Origin of the sequence: Pseudomonas sp. NPDC087598 (assembly GCF_044743525.1) — a bacterium.
Taxonomy (GTDB): domain Bacteria; phylum Pseudomonadota; class Gammaproteobacteria; order Pseudomonadales; family Pseudomonadaceae; genus Aquipseudomonas.
Genome location: NZ_JBIUWQ010000024.1, coordinates 1 through 18987, shown reverse-complemented (window position 1 = coordinate 18987; position 18987 = coordinate 1). Strand labels below are relative to the sequence as shown.

Genomic DNA, 18987 nt, shown 5'->3' with positions numbered 1-18987 from the left:
TTAAACCAGCTCCGACTGACAGACCGCTATCGCGAGCAGGCTCACTCCTACAGGCAAGCATGATGTGTTCAGAGGATGCCGATCACGCCGTCGTCATGCATTTGCTGCAACAGCGCCAATCCACTGTCCATGAACGATTCGTCTGCCAGCTGCCCCGCCTCCTGCGCCAAATCTTGCAACTGCTCACGCCCGGACAATGCCGGAAGCTCACCGATGCGCTGCAACAACCGCCATGTCAGTGGGCTCAGTTCCGAGAATTTCACGCTGAAGTCCACCTCCCGCCGTACCAGCAACAGCGTTGGTTGCTGCGGTGCGACCGAGGGCTGGTGATCTGGCCCGAGCAACTGCACCGGCCACGTATAAACCAACGGCCACGCCAATGCCGACACCTGCAACGGCTGCTCCAGCAACAACCCCGCATCGGTTGACGGCAAGGGCTCGGCGTCGGATTGTTGCAAGACCATCTCGACCCATTCGTAATGCGCCAGCTCCAGCAGAAACGCCGGCCACTGACCTTCGCGCAACACCGCAGGCTGCGTGGCCAGATAGTCGAGGAACGCCTCGGCAATCTCAGCGAATTTCGGGGTCTGAGCTCGGTAGTCGCGCAAAAAACCACGAATCAACTGGTTCCAGCGTTGTTGGCCGATGATCCGGATCAATACCGGAAAAGTGCCACTCAACAATTGCGAGAGGTTACTGAACACCAGATCGCGGTAGACATTGACCCGCGTGACGTTCATTCCAGCAGGTGGTGGTTGCTGCTCAGGATCACGCAGATAGCGCGTCAGCGCCTGTTGTTGCCGTTCGAGGTTATCCACGCGGAACTCCTTCGCCTTGCAGACGGCGGATAGTCTGTAGCTCGGCGACCAGTTCGCTGAACGCCGGAAAATTGAAATCCCGCTCGAGCAAGGTCGGCTGTGCGCCAAACCGCGCATAGGCTTCGGCCAGCAATGACCACACCTGCGGTTTCACCGAGGCGCCATGGGTGTCGATCTTCAGTGTGTCGGACTGATCGAAATGCCCGGCCACGTGCATGCCGGCCACCCTGCCCGGCTCGATCCGTGCGAGGAAATCCTGCGGATCGAAGCCGTGGTTGATCGAATTGACGAAGACATTGTTGACGTCCAGCAGCAGGTCGCAATCGGCCTCGCGCAGCACGGCGTTGGTGAAGGTCACTTCGTCCATGTCCTGGCGCGGGGCCGCATAGTAGGAGACATTTTCCACCGCCAGACGCCGCTCGAGAATGTCCTGGGATTGGCGGATGCGCGCGGCAACGTGGCGCACGGCCTCTTCGGTGAACGGCAAGGGCAGCAGATCGTAGAGATGGCCGTCATCGCTGCAATAACTCAGGTGCTCGCTGTAATGCCGGACCTGATGATGGTCGAGAAACACCCGTATCTCTTGCAGAAAACCAGTATCGAGCGGCGCCGAACCGCCCAGCGACAACGACAATCCGTGACAGGACAGCGGATAACGCTCGGCCAGTTCGCGCAGCGCCGCGCCATGGGCGCCGCCGACGCCGATCCAGTTTTCCGGGGCGACTTCGAGAAAATCGAAATCGCCGGAACGGGCGGCTAGCAGGTCTTGCAACAGACCACGCCGCAGACCCAGACCGACGCTGGGTTGCCTTGATGATGGGGAAGTTTGCATGGGCGTTGACCTCGTTTGATTGGCCAACCCAGTTGAACCGACGGCTGTATCGCCGCTGTGTTCAGCCAACCGGGGATTTGCCACCTCGTGTATCCCCGAGCCAACGCGATACACGGCAATACAAATCCCTCATCAAACACCGTCCCCTGTGGGAGCTGGCTTGCCAGCGATAGCGGGGTATCGGGCACCAAGTCAGTTGCTATGCCCACGCCATCGCTGGCAAGCCAGCTCCCACAGGTTTTTCAGTGCCCACAAATTCAGCGTCTATCCCGGACGAGGGCTAGACTCTTTCATTACCCAGTCGAGGGGGCTGCAGGACTTTTGCCGTGCCCTGCCCGTTTCCATGACCACCGCCCGGTGGCGCATGCCTCGACCCTCAACGTCGCCGGACCGTGATCCTGTTTCAGGAGCACATGTGATGGACGAGTCCCGACTCAACGAGTTCATGGGCAAACTGGTCAACGACATGGGCGGCGCGGCAATGCTGGCCAATGTCATCGTCGGCGAGGAGCTCGGGCTGTACCGGGCGATGGCCGACAGTCAGCCGATCAGCCCCGATACCCTCGCGGCAAAAACCCACTGCAATCCCCGTCTGGTCCGCGAATGGCTCAGCGCACACGCCGCGTCGGGCTACATGGAGCACCTCGACGGGCAATTCCGTTTGCCGGAAGAACAGGCTCTGGCGTTGGCCGTCGAAGACTCGCCGGTGTACGTCGCCGGCGGGCTCGGCGTGGTGGCGTCGTTTTTCCATGACAAGGACAAACTGGTCAAAGCCATGCGCGGCAACGGCGCCGTGCCCTGGGGCGATCACCACCCGTGCATGTTCACCGGCACCGAACGGTTTTTCCGCCCAGGCTATAAGGGACACTTGATTGCCGAATGGCTGCCGGCACTGGAGGGTGTCGTGGCGAAACTCGAGGATGGCGCGAAAGTCGCCGACATCGGCTGCGGCCACGGTGCCTCGACGGTGATCATGGCCCAGGCGTTTCCCAACTCGCGCTTCGTCGGCTACGACTACCATGCACCGTCGATCACCGTCGCCACCCAACGCGCCGAAGAAGGCGGCGTCAGCAGCCGGGCGAAATTCTTCCAGGGCTCGGCGAAGAGCTATCCGGGCAGCGATTACGACCTGATCTGCTATTTCGACTGCCTGCACGACATGGGCGACCCGGTCGGCGCCGCTCGCCACGCCTACGACTCGCTGAAGGATGACGGCACGGTGTTGCTGGTCGAGCCATTCGCCAACGACACGCTGGACGACAACATCAACCCGGTCGGTCGGCTGTTCTACGCGGCGTCGACGTTCATTTGCACGCCGAACTCGCTGTCTCAGGAAGTTGGCCTCGGGCTCGGTGCGCAAGCGGGTGAGATGCGCCTGCGCAAGGTCTTTGCCGAGGCCGGGTTCAAGCGTTTCAGGCGTGCAACGCAAACGCCGTTCAATCTGATACTGGAGGCGCGCAAGTAAATCATCGGGACTGAAAAGAACACATCCCCTGTGGCGAGGGAGCTTGCTCCCGCTGGGTCGCGAAGCGGCCCCAAAGGATGGGCCTGCTGCGCAGTCCAGCGGGAGCAAGCTCCCTCGCCACAGGGGTCGGTGTTAACCTGCAAGGCATTCTCTCTGCCAGGAGCGCCGACCATGCTTGACAGCCCGATCCGCGAACACCTCGACACGCTGCAACGGGCTATGGCCGATGGCGACTTTCTGGTGCTGACCGGTGCCGGCATCAGCACACCTTCGGGCATCCCTGATTACCGCGACAGCGACGGTGTGCGCCGTGGCCGCCAGCCGATGATGTATCAGGAATTCCTCTCCGCCCCCGAGTCACGCCGCCGCTATTGGGCGCGGGCGATGCTCGGTTGGCCGCGCGTGCGCCAGGCGCAGCCGAATGCGGCGCACGAAGCGCTGGCCAGTTTGCAGCGCCAGGGGCGCATCAGTGGCTTGATTACGCAGAATGTCGACACCTTGCACGATCAGGCCGGCAGTCATGACGTGATCGAATTGCACGGCAGCCTGCATCGCGTGCTGTGCCTGGATTGCGGGCAGCGCAGTGAGCGCGATTCGATTCAGCGTCTGATGGAACAGCAGAATCCGTACCTGGCCGGCGTCGACGCAGTGCAGGCACCTGACGGCGATACCCTGCTCGACCCGGCGTTCGAGGCACGCTTTCAGGTGCCGCACTGCCCCCATTGCGCGGGTGAGCGGATGAAACCCGATGTGGTGTTTTTCGGCGAAAACGTCGCGCAGACCACAGCGGCACGGGCCATGGCGGCGGCAGAAACAGCGGCGGGGATGCTGGTGGTCGGGTCTTCGTTGATGGCGTATTCAGCGTTTCGTCTGTGCCGGGTGATCGCCGATCGCGGCAAGCCGTTGATTGCGATCAATCTGGGCAAGACCCGGGCGGATGAATTGCTCGACTTGAAGATCGAGGCCTCCTGCGAACAGCTCCTGCCGTTGCTATCGCAACAGCTCATCTCCTGAACACATAAATTCCCTGTAGGAGTGAGCCTGCTCGCGATAGCGTCTTGTAAGCCAACATCGTTGCTGACTGAAACACCGCTATCGCGAGCAGGCTCACTCCTACAGGTTCAGTGTTCGGCTTTGAGGATATCGAACAGCGCCTGCGCCGCCGCCGACAGTTCATTGCCCGGCTCGGTCAACACGCCAATCGCCCGTTCCACCGAATCATTCAACGTCAGGCAACGCGCACCCAATTCCTGCATCTGCTCGGCGCACAGTGCCGGCACCGCGCTCACTCCCAGCCCACTGGCCACCATCCGCCCGACCGTCGCCAGTTGGTGGCTTTCGAACTCCACCGGCAACTTCATGCCCCGCGCCTGCAAGTGTTCTTCAAGCATCACCCGCACCGTGGACGGCCGCTGCAAGGTGATAAAAGGCTCCTGCAACAACGTCTGCCAGTCGATCTCGCTGCGTGCGGCCAGCGGCGAATCCTGCGGGACCACCGCGACGAAGCGGTCCAGATAAAGCGGCGTAAACGTCATCGACGTGTTCTGCATCGGCTCGAACGCCACGCCCAACTCAACCTGGCGGTCGCGAACCATCTCCAGCACCTGTTCGTTGATTACGTCATTGACCGTCACGTTGACGTTCGGGTAGCGCGCCCGAAAGGTCTTGAGGATCGGCGGCAGCAAGTTGCCGGCAAACGATGGCATCGCCGCCAGCGTCACCCGCCCGCGTTGCAGGCTGAAGCGCTGACGCATTTCGTCTTCGGCGTTGTCCCAGTCGGCGATCAAGCGTCGGGCCAGCGGCAACAGGGATTCGCCTTCGGCGGTCAGGGCGACGTTGCGGGTATTGCGGCTGAACAGGCGCCCGCCGAGGCCTTCCTCCAAGGCTTTGATGGTCAGGCTCAGCGCCGATTGCGACAGGTGCAGGCGCTCGCCGGCCACGGCGAAACTGAGGCTTTGGGCGACGGCGAGAAAGGCGCGAATCTGTTTGATGGTCATACTATTGAACGCCGTTCAAACTGTAAGAGCTGCCGCAGGCTGCGATCTTTTGATTTTGTTTTTTAAGGTCAAGGTCAAAAGATCGCAGCCTGCGGCAGCTCCTACAGGGGCCAAGTGATTTGAAGAGACTTTATTGAGTTTTATCTATCAATCAACCTTAAAAATCAACTTAACAAATATATCGTCCAGCGCGACACTCCAGTCATTCGGCTAGCCAGCCGCCCGCAAATAATAAAAGAGGTGCATATGGCAGGTTTCGACAAGCGCGTGAGTTCCTACGAGGAAGCCCTCGCCGGGCTGGAAGACGGCATGACCGTCATCGCCGGTGGTTTCGGTCTGTGTGGCATTCCGGAAAACCTGATCGCCGAGATCAAGCGCAAGGGCACCCGCGACCTCACCGTCGTTTCCAACAACTGTGGCGTCGACGGTTTCGGCCTCGGCGTGCTGCTGACCGATCGCCAGATCAGCAAAGTCATCGCCTCTTATGTTGGCGAAAACAAGCTGTTCGAAGAGCAACTGCTCAAAGGCGAAATCGAAGTCATCCTGACGCCGCAAGGCACCCTCGCCGAGAAGATGCGCGCAGGCGGTGCCGGCATCCCGGCCTTCTTCACCGCCACCGGTGTCGGCACACCCGTTGCCGAAGGCAAGGAAGTGCGCGAGTTCAAAGGTCGCAAGTACCTGATGGAAGAATCCATCACCGGCGACTTCGCCATCGTCAAAGGCTGGAAAGCCGACCATTTCGGTAACGTCGTTTACCGTCACACCGCACAGAACTTCAACCCGCTGGCCGCCACTGCCGGCAAGATCACCGTGGTCGAAGTCGAAGAAATCGTCGAGCCCGGCGAGCTGGATCCGTCGCAGATCCACACCCCCGGCATCTACGTCGATCGGGTCATTTGCGGCACGTTCGAAAAACGCATCGAACAGCGCACCATCCGCAAATAATTCAGGCTGACGGAGAATAAAAACATGGCACTTTCCCGCGAACAAATGGCTCAGCGCGTCGCCCGCGAAATGCAGGACGGCTACTACGTGAACCTCGGTATCGGCATTCCGACCCTGGTTGCCAACTACATCCCCGAAGGCATGGAAGTCATGCTGCAATCGGAAAACGGACTGCTCGGCATGGGCCCTTTTCCGACTGAAGAAACCATCGATGCCGACATGATCAACGCTGGCAAACAAACGGTGACCGCGCGTATCGGCGCGTCGATCTTCAACTCAGCCGAGTCCTTCGCGATGATCCGTGGCGGCCATGTCGACCTGACCGTGCTCGGCGCGTTCGAAGTCGACGTCGAAGGCAACATCGCCTCGTGGATGATCCCCGGCAAACTGGTCAAGGGCATGGGCGGCGCCATGGACCTGGTGGCCGGTGCCGACAACATCATCGTCATCATGACCCACGCGTCCAAGGACGGTGAGTCGAAACTCCTGTCCAAGTGCAGCCTGCCGCTGACCGGCGCCGGCTGCATCAAGCGCGTGCTGACCGACCTCGCCTACCTGGAAATCGAGAATGGCGCTTTTGTCCTCAAGGAACGCGCACCTGGCGTCAGCGTCGAGGAAATCGTCGCCAAAACCGCTGGTAAACTGATCGTCCCGGATCACGTGCCGGAAATGCAGTTCGCTGCCGAGTGAGGAATTCGAAAATGCAAGATGTCGTCATTGTTGCCGCCACGCGTACCGCGATCGGCAGTTTCCAGGGCTCCCTGGCCAGCGTATCCGCGGTGGATCTGGGCGCGGCGGTGATCCGTCAGTTGCTCGAGCAGACCGGCCTGGACGGTGCGCAAGTGGATGAAGTGATCATGGGTCAGGTGCTGACTGCCGGCGCCGGCCAGAACCCGGCGCGTCAGGCCGCGATCAAGGCTGGCCTGCCCCACGCCGTACCGGCCATGACCCTGAACAAGGTTTGCGGTTCGGGTCTTAAGGCTCTGCACCTCGGTGCTCAGGCGATCCGTTGCGGCGACGCCGAGGTGATCATCGCCGGTGGCCAGGAAAACATGAGCTTGTCCAACTACGTCATGCCAGGTGCGCGCACCGGTTTGCGCATGGGTCATGCACAAATCGTCGACACCATGATCAGCGACGGTCTGTGGGATGCGTTCAACGATTACCACATGGGCATCACCGCCGAGAACCTGGTCGAGAAATACGAGATCAGCCGCGAACAGCAAGATGCCTTCGCTGCCGCGTCTCAGCAAAAAGCCGCTGCTGCCATCGAGGCCGGGCGTTTTGTCGATGAGATCACGCCGATCCTGATTCCACAGCGCAAAGGCGATCCGGTGGCATTCAAGGTTGACGAACAACCGCGTGGCGACACCACTGCCGAGTCACTGGCCAAGCTTCGTCCAGCGTTCAAAAAGGACGGCAGCGTCACTGCCGGTAATGCTTCGTCGCTGAACGACGGCGCTGCTGCGGTGATCCTGATGAGCGCCGAGAAAGCCAAAGCGCTGGGCTTGCCTGTGCTGGCGACCATTGCCGCTTACGCCAACGCCGGTGTCGACCCGGCGATCATGGGCATCGGCCCGGTTTCGGCCACCCGTCGCTGCCTGGCCAAGGCTGGCTGGGACATTGGCCAACTCGAGCTGATCGAGGCCAACGAAGCCTTCGCCGCGCAATCGCTGGCGGTGGCCAAGGATCTGCAATGGGATCTGGACAAGGTCAACGTCAACGGCGGCGCGATCGCGCTGGGCCACCCGATTGGCGCATCGGGCTGCCGCGTACTGGTGACCCTGCTGCATGAAATGATCAAACGTGATGCGAAAAAGGGTCTCGCGACCCTGTGCATCGGTGGCGGTCAAGGCGTAGCCCTGGCGCTGCAACGCGTGTAACGAGCAATACAGACAGCGGGCGGATCCACGACATCCGCCCGCTGCCTGCCCCATGCACAAAGTCCCTCGTGGGGACAGAGAACAGACCCAATCGTTGCACCGACCACAATTCCCTGTGGGAGCGAGCCTGCTCGCGAAAGGGCCGCCCGGTCATTGAGATCTAAGGCTTGCGCAGCAAATACGTATCCATGATCCAGCCATGCTTAATCCGTTCAGCCTTGCGCACCCGCTCGATTTCATCCGCCACCTCCCCCAGCTTGCCGCTGATGAGAATTTCATCCGGCGTCCCCAGATAAGCCCCCCAGTAAATGTCTGTCTGCAGATCGGCCACATGGTGGTAGGAATCTTCGGCATCGAGCATCACCACCAGACTGTCCGCATCACTGACCTTGCCTGCCGCCAACCGCCGCCCCGTGGTGATTTCCACCGAACGCCCAATCGTGTTCAACGGCACCTTGTGCTGCGCGGCCAGCGCCTGAACGCTGGTAATCCCCGGGATCACTTCAAACTCAAAGGCACAGCGGCCTTGCGCGTGAATCGCCTGCAAAATACGCACAGTGCTGTCATACAACGCCGGATCACCCCACACCAGAAAACCGCCGCACTCGCCGTCAGACAATTCGTCATTGATCAGCCGTTCGAAGGTTTGCTGCTTGGCGCGGTTCAGGTCATCGACGCTGGCGGTGTAGTCCACGTCGCCGCGTTCACGCTCCGGGCTGTGGGCTTCGGCGAAGCGGTACGTGGGATCGGTGATATAGCGCTCGCAGATTTCGCGACGCAAATCGATCAGTTTGTCCTTGCTCTGACCTTTATCCATCAGAAAGAACACATCCACCCGGTTCAGCGCTTTCACCGCCTGCATCGTGATGTAGTCCGGATTACCGGCGCCGATGCCGATCACCAATAATTGTTTCATCAGCGTGCTCCTTCAAGATCGAGACCGGGCAAGCGCAATCGCCAGCGGCCGGTAAAGCGCAATTCGACCACCGACAATGGTTCGACATCAATGTCATGAAAAGCTGAGCCGCGCATCACCTGGATCAGCGCGGCGCGGATGACAAACGGATGGGTGACCGCCACCACATGGCCCGGCGTGGTTTGCAAACTCTGCAGCCAAGCCGCAACACGCTCACAAAGTCCGGCAACCGACTCACCGCCATGGGGCGTGGCGTGGGGATCTTCCAGCCAGGCCTGCAGCGCCGCCTCTTCCTCACGCTGCAGATCCTTGATCGACCGGCCGTGCCAGCGGCCCCAGTCACAATCGCGTAGCGCCTCGTCGACTTGCGCATCCGTGCCGAACCACTGAGCCGTCTGACGAGTGCGCAACTCAGGGCCGCAGATCAGACGTCGTGGGGAGTCGAACCGCACGGCCAGCGAGTCAGCCGCCAGGTCGGTATTTTCAACAGGCTCATTCGTAGGAAAACACGCCAGTTTTTGTGCGACGGTTCGCGCATGGCACATCAGGGTCAAACGGGTGGTCTGCACGATCGATCACTCTGTCGAGAGTCATGAAAATCCACGGCGCAATGCCGAACCAAGGGCAATTGTGCCGTAAACCGGGGGCTCAGGGGGACTTGATGCAATGTCGCGAAAAAGTGACTTAAGCGCAAAAACGGCAATGTCTGACACAGCTACGGGCAATGGACTACAAAGCCTGTCGAGTTCGGTGTAGCCCTTGTTACACAGGGGTCTTGCTCCATTTTGGCGCCTTTTCAACAGCAAAAAGAATTCACTAGACATGTAACGCCAGTTACATAAATACTGTTTTAACGGATTGTGAAGCGAATTCGACACACCCATCCAGCAGGAGCCAGGATGCCCCCTCTCAGAGACTTGATCACCGACCCCGGCCTCGATCTTACGCCGTCGGAACGCAAAGTCGTGCGCGCCTTGCTGGATCAATACCCAAGAAACGGCCTGGGGCCAATGGCGCGCTTGGCCGAACATGCCGGGGTCAGCGATCCGACCATCGTGCGGCTGGTAAAAAAACTCGGTTTTGGCGGCTACGCCGAATTCCAGGATGCGCTGCTCAGCGACATGGACCATCGCCTGCGCTCGCCGCGTACGTTGTTGCAGCCTCGTGCGCAACAACACAAGGATGATGCCTGGAGCCACTATCTGGCTGACAGCCATCGCTTGCTGGTCGACACCCAATCGCTGACCCAACCCGAAGACGTGCGCATCCTCACCGACTGGCTGCTCGATGCGCGGCATCAGGTGTATTGCTTCGGCGGACGTTTCAGCAGCCTGATGGCGACTTACCTGCTCAATCACTTGCGCCTGCTGCGCCCCGGTTGCTTTGCACTGGAGGACAACGCGCAACTGCCCGATCGGCTGTTCGATCTGCAACGTCAGGACGTGGTGCTGGTGTTTGACTACCGCCGCTATCAGACCCAGGCCCTGCGCGTCGCCAGCGCGGCGAAAAACAATAACGCACGCGTGGTGCTGTTCACCGATATCTACGCCTCGCCGCTGCGCGAAATGGCCGACCTGATCATCAGCGCTCCGGTGGAATCGGCCTCGCCGTTCGACACCATGGTGCCGGCGCTGGCACAGGTCGAAGCACTGATCGCCTGCCTGACCCTGCGCACTGACAATCTGGCCGATCGCCTGGAAGGCATCGACGCCCTGCGCAACGACTTCAACACCCACCTGCTGGAGGATAAATAAGGATGTTCAGCCTTCCCCACCGCTCGCCGCGGGACTTGCCCTTTGTCACCGATCACACCGCGTTGTTGTTGGTGGACATGCAGCGTGCCTGGCTCGAACCGCAGTTCGACCCGCACCTGAACGGCCCGGACGCCGAGTATTTCCTGACCCGTGCACACATGCAGGTGGTGCCCAATCAACGACGTTTGCTCAGCGCCTTTCGCGAGGCACGGCAGAACGTGCTCCATACCATTATCGAAAGCCTGACCGCCGACGGCCGCGACCGCTCGCTGGATCACAAACTGTCGGATATGCATCTGCCCAAGGGCAGCGTGCAGGCGCGGATCATCGAAGACCTGACCCCGGTGGAAAATGAAATCGTCCTGCCGAAAACCTCTTCCGGGGTCTTCAACTCGACCAACATCGACTACGTGCTGCGCAATCTCGAAACCCGCCATCTGATCATCGCCGGCATTGTCACCGACCAATGCGTGGACATGGCCGTGCGTGACGCCGCCGACCGCGGCTATCTGGTGACTCTGGTCGAGGACGCTTGCGCCACCTACAGCGCCGAACGCCACAACGCCTGCCTCAACGCGATCAAGGGCTACTGCTGGATCACCGACACGCAAACCGTGCTCGGCCGGTTGCAGGAGATGCAGCCATGAGCGCACGCCTGATGCCATTGCCGATGACCACCATCGTCACCACCGATCTGATCGGCATCACCCGTGGCCGCTCGTTTCCCACCGACGAACTTGAACACTACCAGGCCGCCGGTTGTGGCTGGGTGCCGGCCAACAGCGCGTTGACGCCTCAGGACATCATTGCCTCGACCAATCCGTGGGGCGCCTATGGCGACTTGCGCCTGATTCCCGACCTGAGCAGCCGCGTCACCGTCAGCAACGGCCCGGCCGCCGAAGCGCCCGCGCTGGACTTCATCCACGGTGATATCCGCGAAACCGACGGCCGGCCGTGGGGCGCCTGCCCGCGCACGCTGTTGCGCGACGAAATCGAACGTTATCGCGATCTACTCGGTTTGCAGGTCAACGCCGCGTTCGAACATGAGTTCAACCTGCACGCAGGCTTTGCCCAACACCTGGCGTTTTCCCTCGAAGCCCAGCGTCAGGGCGCCGAATTCGGTGGCTGGCTGCTCAGTGCCTTGCGTGCCGGTGGCGTCGAACCGGAAATGTTCCTGCCTGAATACGGCAAGCATCAATACGAAATCACCTGCCGCCCGACGCTTGGCGTCGCCGCAGCCGATCGTGCGGTCAATGTGCGCGAAATCACCCGCGAGATCGCCCGGCAAATGGGCCTCGACCTGAGTTTCGCGCCGAAAACGGCCGCAGACGCGGTGTGCAACGGCGTGCACCTGCACGTCAGCCTGCTCGATCTGGCCGGCCAGCCGATGCTCTACGACGCCGGCACCAGCAATGGCCTGTCGACCCTCGGCCAGCATTGGGCGGCGGGCATCCTGCATTACTTGCCGGCGCTGTGTGCGTTCACCGCGCCGACGCCGGTGTCGTACGAGCGTTTGCAGCCGCATCACTGGAGCGCGTCCTACGCCTGCCTCGGTCAGCAAAACCGTGAAGCAGCACTGCGCATTTGCCCGACCGTGACCCTCGGCGGCAAACCCGTAGCTAAGCAATTCAACCTCGAATTCCGCGCCATGGACGCCACCGCCTCGCCACACCTGGCGATGGCCGCGCTGCTGATTGCCGGACGCCTGGGCATCGAACAGCGTCTGGCGCTGAACGCGATCACCGATGAAATTCCCGATTCACTCAACGACGAGCAACGCCAGGCCCGGGGCATCGTTGCCCTGCCCGGCTCGCTGGCTCAGGCACTGGATTGCCTGCGCGACAGCGCTGCCTTCAACGAATGGCTGCCCAAGCCGTTGCTCGACACGTATTACGCCCTGAAAACCGAGGAACTGGCGCTGACGGAACAGCTCTCGCCCGCCGACTTGTGTGAGCACTATGCACGCCTGTACTGAATCCGCCGAGCTGGGGTTGTACACCCGACCGGTCTACAACCTGAGCCGCGCCGACTCGACGCACCCGTTGATTCTGGTGTGCGAGCACGCCAGTTGTTACATCCCCGAGGCCCTGAACAATCTGGGCCTGGACGCTGCCGCCGCCCGTGAACACATCGCCTGGGACATCGGTGCGCTGCAACTGGCCAAGCAATTGTCGGAGCAACTCGGCGCGACTCTATTGAGCGCCAACTATTCGCGGCTGCTGATCGATCTCAATCGCCCACGGCATGCCCCCGACAGCATTCCGGCACAAAGTGAGATCTATCAGGTGCCGGGCAACCGGGAGCTGGATGAGGCCACGCGCGAATACCGCCGGCAGACGCTGTTCAAACCGTTCCATGCGCGTTTGCAGACACTGATCGACGAGCGCATCGCCAAGGGGCAACCGGTGCGAGTGGTCGGGATTCACAGTTTCACCCCGGTGTATTACGGCCAGCCTCGCCCGCTGGAAATCGGCGTGCTGTTCGGCCAAGCCAGAGCCTATGCCCAGCGCTTGCTCGACGGGCTCGAACAACACCCGTTGAAAGTGGCCGGCAACCAGCCGTACAAAATCGATCCGCTGGGCGACATGACCGTGCCCGTCCACGGCGATGCCCGTGGTCTGGATTCAGTACTGATCGAGGTGCGCAATGACTTGCTGCGCAGCCCCGAAGACGTATCGCGCTGGGCTGGGTATCTAGCGCCATTGCTGTAAGAAAAACGCCTGTAAGACTGCTGACGCTATAACGGATTACCGATAGAACAACTAAAAAACAATCGATGGCTGACAAGGAGTTGCGCTTCATGGAAATTGAAGAATTCGGCTACAAGCAAGAGTTGAAACGTAGCCTGACCCTCACCGATCTGGTGGTGTACGGGATGATCTTCATGATCCCCATCGCCCCGTTCGGTGTGTATGGCTACGTCAACGCCGAGGCACCGGGGATGGTGCCGCTGGCGTACATCATCGGCATGGTAGCGATGCTGTTCACCGCGTTGAGCTACGGCAGCATGGCCAAGGCTTTCCCGATTGCCGGTTCCGTGTACTCCTACGCGCAACGCGGCCTCAACCAACACGTCGGTTTCATCGCCGGTTGGCTGATGCTGCTCGACTACCTGCTGATTCCGCCGCTGCTGTATGTGTACGCGGCAATGGCGCTCAACCACTTGTATCCGGACATTCCGAAAGTCGGCTTCATCCTCGCGTTCCTCGTCAGCGCGACTTTCGTCAACCTGCGCGGCATCACCTTCACCGCACGGATGAACATCATTTTCCTGCTGGCGCAACTGGTCGTACTGGGGATCTTCCTGTTCTACGCCTGGACCGCCCTGTACAACGGCGGCGGTAACGGTGAACTGACCCTGGCGCCGCTGTATCACCCGGAAACCTTCAATTTCGCCCTGTTGATGCAAGCGGTATCGATTGCAGTGCTGTCGTTCCTTGGCTTTGATGCGATTTCCACCCTCGCCGAAGAAATCAAGGGTGACCCGGGCAAGAGCATCGGCAAAGCCGCGTTGATCACATTGGTGGTGATGGGCGTGATTTTCGTTGCGCAAACCTGGATCGCCACTGATCTGGCCGCCGGCATGGGCTTCAAGTCCGCCGACACCGCGTTCTATGAAATCGCCGAAATCGCCGCTGGCAGCTGGCTCGCGACGCTGACCGGTGTGGCGACGGCACTGGCCTGGGGCGTGGCCGTGGCGATCACCTCGCAAGCCGCAGTCTCGCGCCTGCTGTTCGGCATGGCCCGCGACGGCAAGCTGCCGAAAGTGCTGGCCAAGGTCCATCCAAAACACAACACGCCATACCTGAGCATTTATCTGGTGGCGGTGCTGTCGCTGGTGATCTGCTACCTGTTCATCAACTCGGTCGACACCCTGACCTCGCTGGTCAACTTCGGCGCACTCAGCGGTTTCATGCTGCTGCACCTGACCGTGATCAACTACTACTGGCGTCGGCAAAAGTCCGGTCAGGTTGTGCGCCACCTGATCTGCCCGGTGATCGGCTTCATCATCGTCGCGGCCATCATGTACAACATGGGCGTCGATGCGCAGAAACTCGGCCTGATCTGGATTGCTCTGGGCCTGGTGTACCTGTTCTTCCTCAACAAGCTCGGCACCAGCACCGCGTTGCCTGACCCGAGCAACGGCTGACAAGAAAAAGAGCGGCGTCTGACAACAAATCAGGCGACCGCCGATTTAACGCGTGGACCCCGACAGTGATAGTCAGGTTCGGCGATTCGCCGAACCTTTTGATACAGGAGTACATCCATGCTGGTCTTACGCCCAGTCGCACCGACTGACCTGACCCAGCTCCAACAATTGGCCCGCGACAGTCTGGTGGGCGTGACCTCCCTGCCGGACGACAGCGACCGCTTGCGCGAGAAAATCGCCGGCTCCGCTGCCTCGTTCGACAGCGACGCCGCGGCGCAGGGCCCGGAGAATTACTTCTTCGTGCTGGAAGACCTGAACAATCAGCGACTGCTGGGCTGCTCGGAGATTCTTGCCACCGCCGGTTTCGACGAGCCGTTCTACAGCCTGCGCAACCGCCACTTCACCAGTGCCTCGCGGGAACTGAACATCGAGCACGGCGTGCCGGCGCTGTCGTTGTGCCACGACTTGAACGATCACACCCTGCTGCGCGGCTTCCACATCGACGCGGCACTGGTGCGCACACCGTTCTCCGAATTGCTCTCGCGGGCGCGCTTGCTGTTCATCGCGGCTCACGCGCAACGCTTCGCCGAAGCAGTGATCACCGAAATCGTCGGTTACAGCGACGAGCACGGCAACTCGCCGTTCTGGGATGCACTGGGCAAACATTTCTTCGATCTGCCCTACGTTGAAGCCGAGCGGTTGTGCGGGTTGCAGAGCCGCACGTTCCTCGCCGAACTGATGCCGCAATACCCGATCTACGTGCCGATGCTGCCGCAAGCGGCGCAGGACTGTATTGGCAAAATCCACCCGGACGGCCAGGAAGCCTTCGACATTCTTGAGCGTGAAGGTTTTGAAACCAACAGCTACATCGACCTGTTCGACGCCGGCCCGACGCTGTTCGCACGCACGACGAACATCCGTTCGATCGTCCGTAGCCAGGTCGCCGAAGTACGACTACAGCCACAGATTGATGCGCGTGGCCGTTATCTGCTGAGCAACGACACGCTCCACGGTTTCCGGGCCATCGTCGCCGAACTCGATTACCAGCCCGATCAACCGCTGTCCCTCACCCCTGCAATGTGTGCGGCGCTGAACGTGACCGATGGCAGCCAGATCCGCCTGATTGCCCTGTGAACCGCGCCCGGTTCCGCACCCAACGACAGTGCCCGAACAGGCGCGCAGAAGGAGTTACAGCATGATTGTCCGCCCGGTTAAAGTCAGCGACCTGCCAGCCTTGATGGCCTTGGTAAAACAGGCCGGCCCAGGGTTCACCACCCTGCCGGCCAATGAAGATCGCCTGTCCCACCGGGTGCGCTGGGCGCAACGCGCATTCGCCGAGCAGGTGGAACGCGCCGACGCCGACTACCTGTTCGTGCTCGAAGATGATGACATGCGCGTGGTCGGCGTCAGCGCCATGGCCGGGGCGATCGGCTTGCGCGAACCCTGGTACAACTATCGCGTTGGCTTGACGGTGAGTTCGGCACCGAACCTGGGTATTCAGCGGCAGATTCCAACGCTGTTTCTCAACAATGAACTGACCGGCCAATCGGAGTTGTGCTCGTTGTTTTTGGGCCATGACCATCGTCACGGCAGTAACGGGCGACTGCTGTCCTTGGGGCGCCTGCTGTTTGTCGCCGAGTTTCCGCATCTGTTTGGCGAAAAGATGATCGCCGAACTGCGCGGCAGTGCTGATGAACTGGGCTGTTCGCCGTTCTGGGACAGCCTGGGTCGGCACTTTTTTCAGATGGACTTCAGCCACGCCGACCACTTGTCGGGGCTGGGCAACAAATCCTTTATCGCTGAGCTGATGCCGCGCCAACCGCTGTATACCTGCATGCTCACTGAACAGGCTCAGGCGGCGATCGGTCAGGCACATCCCAACACCGAGCCGGCGCTGAAAATTCTTCAGGCCGAAGGTTTCACTCACAAGGGCTATATCGACATTTTTGACGGTGGGCCGGTGATTGAAGCGCCGATCCGCAACATCCGTACGGTACGTGACAGCCTTGAACTGACCTTGAGCCTTGGCAGCCCGGACGAACAGGCGCCGCTGTGGCTGATCCATAACCGGCGTCTGGAAAACTGCCGCATCACTGTGGCGCGGGCGCGTCGGGTCGGCAGCAGCCTGGTGATCGATCGCCTGACGGCCAAACGCTTGCAATTGCAACCGGGCAATTCGGTCAGGGCAGTAATGTTGCCCAATCAACAGCAGCAGGCTGTGGCCGCCTGATTCTCGGGGATCAAGCCTGCCTCCCTTGCCACAGGTAAATTTTCCCCTTCCAAGGTGAATCCTTTCAGCAGAAGATTCATCGGCAAATCGCTGCCTTGCAAATTCGTCATGATCCTTGACCCATTCGCGTGATAGCCTTTTCACTCTTCGGCGTTGACACCTTTGCTCAAGCCTTTCCATTCCTTTGTATTGGTGGAACTCGTATGACCAGGCTTTCTCATCAAGATTTGCGCCGTAACTTCCGTCAGCTGCTGGCCTCCGACGCCTGCTACCACACGGCTTCGGTGTTTGACCCGATGTCTGCACGCATTGCCGCTGACCTGGGTTTTGAAGTGGGGATTCTCGGCGGTTCCGTGGCCTCGTTACAGGTGCTCGGCGCGCCGGACTTTGCCCTGATCACCCTCAGCGAGTTCGCCGAACAGGCCACGCGCATTGGCCGCGTTGCCCAGTTGCCGGTGATCGCCGACGCCGACCACGGCTACGGCAACGCCCTCAACGTGATGCGCACCATCGTCGAACTGGAGCGCGCCGGCGTCGCTGCCCTGACCATCGAAGACACCCTGCTGCCCGCCCAATTCGGGCGCAAATCGACCGACCTGATCTCGGTCGCCGAAGGCGTCGGCAAGATCCGTGCGGCGCTGGAAGCCCGGGTCGACTCGGAAATGGCGATCATCGCCCGCACCAACGCCGGCATTCTGCCGAACCAGGAAATCATCAGCCGCACCCGCCAGTATCAGGCCGCAGGCGCTGACGGCATCTGCATGGTTGGCGTGCAGGACTTCGATCAGCTTGAGCAGATCGCCGAACACCTCACCGTGCCGTTGATGCTGGTCACCTACGGCAACCCGGCGCTGCGTGACGACAAGCGTCTGGCCGAACTGGGCGTGCGTGTGACCATCGATGGGCATGGCGCTTACTTTGCGGCAATCAAGGCAACCTACGACAGCCTGCGCGAGCAGCGGCAGATCTTTACCCAGGCTTCCGACCTGAGCGCGACCGAGTTGACGCACACCTATACCCAGCCTGAGGAATACATCCTCTGGGCCAAGGAATACATGAGCGTCAAGGAGTAATAAGTTGGCCGGGCTGACGCCTTCGCTGGCAAGCCAGGCTCCCACAGGTTATGCGACCAACTGCAGATTAGTGGTCATACACCAAACCCTGTGGGAGCTGGCTTGCCAGCGATGATGCCACCCGCTACGCCGCTAAATCGGCGTTTTTTACGCCTCTTCCCTCTGCATCGCCCGCGCCTGAATCACATTCAGAATCGCGCAACCCTCGCGCATCAACAGATGCACCGCGCTGGTCACCCGCGTCAGATCACAATCGGAAATGTCTTTGAGGTTGAGACTGGCCAAGGTGTCGGCCAGATCGCGCACGACGACGAACCGGTGCATCGCACAGGCGGCCATGTCGCTGAGTTCTGTGTGGGTGTTGATGAAGAGCACCGGGGAATCGGCGTCATAGGTGTCGATGGGGAGGTAGCGAGGCATTACTTGGTCGGTCATAGAATTCACTCCAAATGGGTTAGATCCTGTACTCGACCGGCCAAGATCGTCGCAGAGATTTCTGCGAGCCGAGACTATAAGTGCCGCGATAGAGAGGTGCAACGAGCGCCTCTGTCAGACATTTCGCTAATTTTTGTACGTATTTAAAGCCCACTGTGGTGAGGGCTTTAGCGAAACGTCTTGGAAAGTTGTGCGCCGCTCACGTCTTCCACTTTTCCCACAAAAAAGCCCCTGACCCTAGCCCTCTCCCGGAGGTAGAGGGAACTGATTGGGGGATGGTCGGGATCTACGCCGACGTGAGGCACCGCGCTGAATCGGATCTTGAATTCAAATCGATCGCTCAGGTCGCCGGATTGACCGCAAACAACAGGGTCAGTCCCCTCTCCTTCGGGAGTGTATGTACCGGACACATGGTGGACAGGTGTTCGGACACATGGTGGACACTTTTTAATAGACACATTGCTCATCGCGAAGGAGATGACCTGTGTC

General features: G+C 60.4%; 20 protein-coding genes. 13 read left to right on the top strand and 7 right to left on the bottom strand.

What is annotated here, in order from left to right:
* Positions 1–68: 68 nt before the first annotated feature.
* On the bottom strand, positions 69–818 hold the full coding sequence (locus ACIOWE_RS15110; RefSeq protein ID WP_401392709.1) for a DUF2063 domain-containing protein: 750 nt from the start codon (positions 816–818) through the stop codon (positions 69–71).
* A complete protein-coding gene (locus tag ACIOWE_RS15105; RefSeq protein ID WP_401392706.1) occupies positions 811–1650 on the bottom strand; it encodes a DUF692 domain-containing protein in 840 nt (279 codons plus the stop codon). Before ACIOWE_RS15105 ends, ACIOWE_RS15110 begins: the two co-directional genes overlap by 8 nt.
* A gap of 418 nt (positions 1651–2068) precedes the next feature.
* Here ACIOWE_RS15105 and ACIOWE_RS15100 point away from each other — a divergent pair, with 418 nt between their 5' ends.
* Both ACIOWE_RS15100 and ACIOWE_RS15095 read left to right on the top strand, forming a co-directional pair.
* Positions 2069–3115 (top strand): class I SAM-dependent methyltransferase, encoded by a 1047-nt coding sequence (locus ACIOWE_RS15100; protein WP_401392704.1) that lies wholly within the window; start codon positions 2069–2071, stop codon positions 3113–3115.
* Positions 3116–3286: 171 nt separating this feature from the next.
* The gene (locus ACIOWE_RS15095; protein WP_401392701.1) at positions 3287–4129 is read left to right on the top strand and encodes an NAD-dependent protein deacetylase; all 843 of its coding nucleotides are present in this window, start codon (positions 3287–3289) and stop codon (positions 4127–4129) included.
* 107 nt (positions 4130–4236) lie between these two features.
* On the opposite strand, the gene ACIOWE_RS15090 is transcribed toward ACIOWE_RS15095, so the two are convergent.
* On the bottom strand, positions 4237–5112 hold the full coding sequence (locus tag ACIOWE_RS15090; protein ID WP_401392698.1) for a LysR substrate-binding domain-containing protein: 876 nt from the start codon (positions 5110–5112) through the stop codon (positions 4237–4239).
* Between the two features lie 246 nt (positions 5113–5358).
* On the opposite strand from ACIOWE_RS15090, the gene ACIOWE_RS15085 reads away from it, so the two are divergent.
* From ACIOWE_RS15085 to ACIOWE_RS15075, 3 genes are read left to right on the top strand one after another with little or no spacing between them, the layout of a single operon-like run.
* On the top strand, positions 5359–6057 hold the full coding sequence (locus ACIOWE_RS15085; protein ID WP_201238958.1) for a CoA transferase subunit A: 699 nt from the start codon (positions 5359–5361) through the stop codon (positions 6055–6057).
* Between the two features lie 24 nt (positions 6058–6081).
* Entirely contained in the window at positions 6082–6747 is a 666-nt protein-coding gene (locus ACIOWE_RS15080) for a CoA transferase subunit B (RefSeq protein ID WP_201238959.1), read from the top strand.
* Positions 6748–6758: 11 nt separating this feature from the next.
* A complete protein-coding gene (locus ACIOWE_RS15075) occupies positions 6759–7940 on the top strand; it encodes an acetyl-CoA C-acetyltransferase (protein WP_401392693.1) in 1182 nt (393 codons plus the stop codon).
* A gap of 160 nt (positions 7941–8100) precedes the next feature.
* Here ACIOWE_RS15075 and cobF read toward each other — a convergent pair whose 3' ends face one another.
* Positions 8101–8856, bottom strand: coding sequence for a precorrin-6A synthase (deacetylating) (gene cobF, locus ACIOWE_RS15070; RefSeq protein ID WP_401392690.1), 756 nt, complete (start codon positions 8854–8856; stop codon positions 8101–8103).
* Complete coding sequence (locus ACIOWE_RS15065; RefSeq protein ID WP_401392687.1) at positions 8856–9425, bottom strand: histidine phosphatase family protein; 570 nt, start codon at positions 9423–9425, stop codon at positions 8856–8858. Before ACIOWE_RS15065 ends, cobF begins: the two co-directional genes overlap by 1 nt.
* 330 nt (positions 9426–9755) lie before the next feature.
* Here ACIOWE_RS15065 and ACIOWE_RS15060 point away from each other — a divergent pair, with 330 nt between their 5' ends.
* The 8 genes from ACIOWE_RS15060 to ACIOWE_RS15025 all read left to right on the top strand — a co-directional run bounded on the left by ACIOWE_RS15060 (position 9756) and on the right by ACIOWE_RS15025 (position 18063).
* Positions 9756–10610, top strand: a complete 855-nt coding sequence (locus tag ACIOWE_RS15060) for a MurR/RpiR family transcriptional regulator (protein WP_201238963.1) — start codon at positions 9756–9758, stop codon at positions 10608–10610.
* Between the two features lie 2 nt (positions 10611–10612).
* Complete coding sequence (locus tag ACIOWE_RS15055; protein ID WP_401392684.1) at positions 10613–11257, top strand: isochorismatase family cysteine hydrolase; 645 nt, start codon at positions 10613–10615, stop codon at positions 11255–11257.
* Positions 11254–12585, top strand: coding sequence for a glutamine synthetase (locus ACIOWE_RS15050; protein WP_401392681.1), 1332 nt, complete (start codon positions 11254–11256; stop codon positions 12583–12585). Before ACIOWE_RS15055 ends, ACIOWE_RS15050 begins: the two co-directional genes overlap by 4 nt.
* The gene (locus ACIOWE_RS15045) at positions 12569–13321 is read left to right on the top strand and encodes an N-formylglutamate amidohydrolase (protein WP_401392678.1); all 753 of its coding nucleotides are present in this window, start codon (positions 12569–12571) and stop codon (positions 13319–13321) included. The genes ACIOWE_RS15050 and ACIOWE_RS15045 overlap by 17 nt, the downstream gene beginning before the upstream one ends.
* Before the next feature lie 89 nt (positions 13322–13410).
* Positions 13411–14760 carry an APC family permease gene (locus ACIOWE_RS15040; RefSeq protein WP_401392675.1) on the top strand — a complete coding sequence of 450 codons (1350 nt, stop codon included), beginning with the start codon at positions 13411–13413 and terminating at the stop codon, positions 14758–14760.
* 117 nt (positions 14761–14877) lie between these two features.
* Positions 14878–15894 carry an arginine N-succinyltransferase gene (locus ACIOWE_RS15035; RefSeq protein WP_401392672.1) on the top strand — a complete coding sequence of 339 codons (1017 nt, stop codon included), beginning with the start codon at positions 14878–14880 and terminating at the stop codon, positions 15892–15894.
* A 61-nt stretch (positions 15895–15955) separates the two neighbouring features.
* Positions 15956–16990, top strand: coding sequence for an arginine N-succinyltransferase (gene astA, locus ACIOWE_RS15030; RefSeq protein ID WP_401392669.1), 1035 nt, complete (start codon positions 15956–15958; stop codon positions 16988–16990).
* A 203-nt stretch (positions 16991–17193) separates the two neighbouring features.
* Positions 17194–18063, top strand: coding sequence for an oxaloacetate decarboxylase (locus ACIOWE_RS15025; protein ID WP_201238970.1), 870 nt, complete (start codon positions 17194–17196; stop codon positions 18061–18063).
* Positions 18064–18210: 147 nt separating this feature from the next.
* On the opposite strand, the gene ACIOWE_RS15020 is transcribed toward ACIOWE_RS15025, so the two are convergent.
* Both ACIOWE_RS15020 and ACIOWE_RS15015 read right to left on the bottom strand, forming a co-directional pair.
* On the bottom strand, positions 18211–18498 hold the full coding sequence (locus tag ACIOWE_RS15020; protein WP_401392666.1) for a hypothetical protein: 288 nt from the start codon (positions 18496–18498) through the stop codon (positions 18211–18213).
* Between the two features lie 167 nt (positions 18499–18665).
* Positions 18666–18987: hypothetical protein (locus ACIOWE_RS15015; protein WP_401392663.1), on the bottom strand; the 322-nt coding region annotated here is incomplete at its 5' end.

What these genes read in the sequence shown, in the direction of transcription:
- ACIOWE_RS15075 (WP_401392693.1), top strand. Translation starts at nt 6,759, where the DNA reads ATGCAAGATGTCGTCATTGTTGCCGCCACGCGTACCGCGATCGGCAGT.
- ACIOWE_RS15080 (WP_201238959.1), top strand. Translation starts at nt 6,082, where the DNA reads ATGGCACTTTCCCGCGAACAAATGGCTCAGCGCGTCGCCCGCGAAATG.
- ACIOWE_RS15020 (WP_401392666.1), bottom strand. Translation starts at nt 18,498, where the DNA reads ATGACCGACCAAGTAATGCCTCGCTACCTCCCCATCGACACCTATGAC.
- ACIOWE_RS15095 (WP_401392701.1), top strand. Translation starts at nt 3,287, where the DNA reads ATGCTTGACAGCCCGATCCGCGAACACCTCGACACGCTGCAACGGGCT.
- ACIOWE_RS15060 (WP_201238963.1), top strand. Translation starts at nt 9,756, where the DNA reads ATGCCCCCTCTCAGAGACTTGATCACCGACCCCGGCCTCGATCTTACG.
- ACIOWE_RS15105 (WP_401392706.1), bottom strand. Translation starts at nt 1,650, where the DNA reads ATGCAAACTTCCCCATCATCAAGGCAACCCAGCGTCGGTCTGGGTCTG.
- cobF (WP_401392690.1), bottom strand. Translation starts at nt 8,856, where the DNA reads ATGAAACAATTATTGGTGATCGGCATCGGCGCCGGTAATCCGGACTAC.
- ACIOWE_RS15050 (WP_401392681.1), top strand. Translation starts at nt 11,254, where the DNA reads ATGAGCGCACGCCTGATGCCATTGCCGATGACCACCATCGTCACCACC.
- ACIOWE_RS15025 (WP_201238970.1), top strand. Translation starts at nt 17,194, where the DNA reads ATGACCAGGCTTTCTCATCAAGATTTGCGCCGTAACTTCCGTCAGCTG.
- ACIOWE_RS15090 (WP_401392698.1), bottom strand. Translation starts at nt 5,112, where the DNA reads ATGACCATCAAACAGATTCGCGCCTTTCTCGCCGTCGCCCAAAGCCTC.
- ACIOWE_RS15045 (WP_401392678.1), top strand. Translation starts at nt 12,569, where the DNA reads ATGCACGCCTGTACTGAATCCGCCGAGCTGGGGTTGTACACCCGACCG.
- ACIOWE_RS15055 (WP_401392684.1), top strand. Translation starts at nt 10,613, where the DNA reads ATGTTCAGCCTTCCCCACCGCTCGCCGCGGGACTTGCCCTTTGTCACC.
- ACIOWE_RS15035 (WP_401392672.1), top strand. Translation starts at nt 14,878, where the DNA reads ATGCTGGTCTTACGCCCAGTCGCACCGACTGACCTGACCCAGCTCCAA.
- ACIOWE_RS15100 (WP_401392704.1), top strand. Translation starts at nt 2,069, where the DNA reads ATGGACGAGTCCCGACTCAACGAGTTCATGGGCAAACTGGTCAACGAC.
- astA (WP_401392669.1), top strand. Translation starts at nt 15,956, where the DNA reads ATGATTGTCCGCCCGGTTAAAGTCAGCGACCTGCCAGCCTTGATGGCC.
- ACIOWE_RS15040 (WP_401392675.1), top strand. Translation starts at nt 13,411, where the DNA reads ATGGAAATTGAAGAATTCGGCTACAAGCAAGAGTTGAAACGTAGCCTG.
- ACIOWE_RS15085 (WP_201238958.1), top strand. Translation starts at nt 5,359, where the DNA reads ATGGCAGGTTTCGACAAGCGCGTGAGTTCCTACGAGGAAGCCCTCGCC.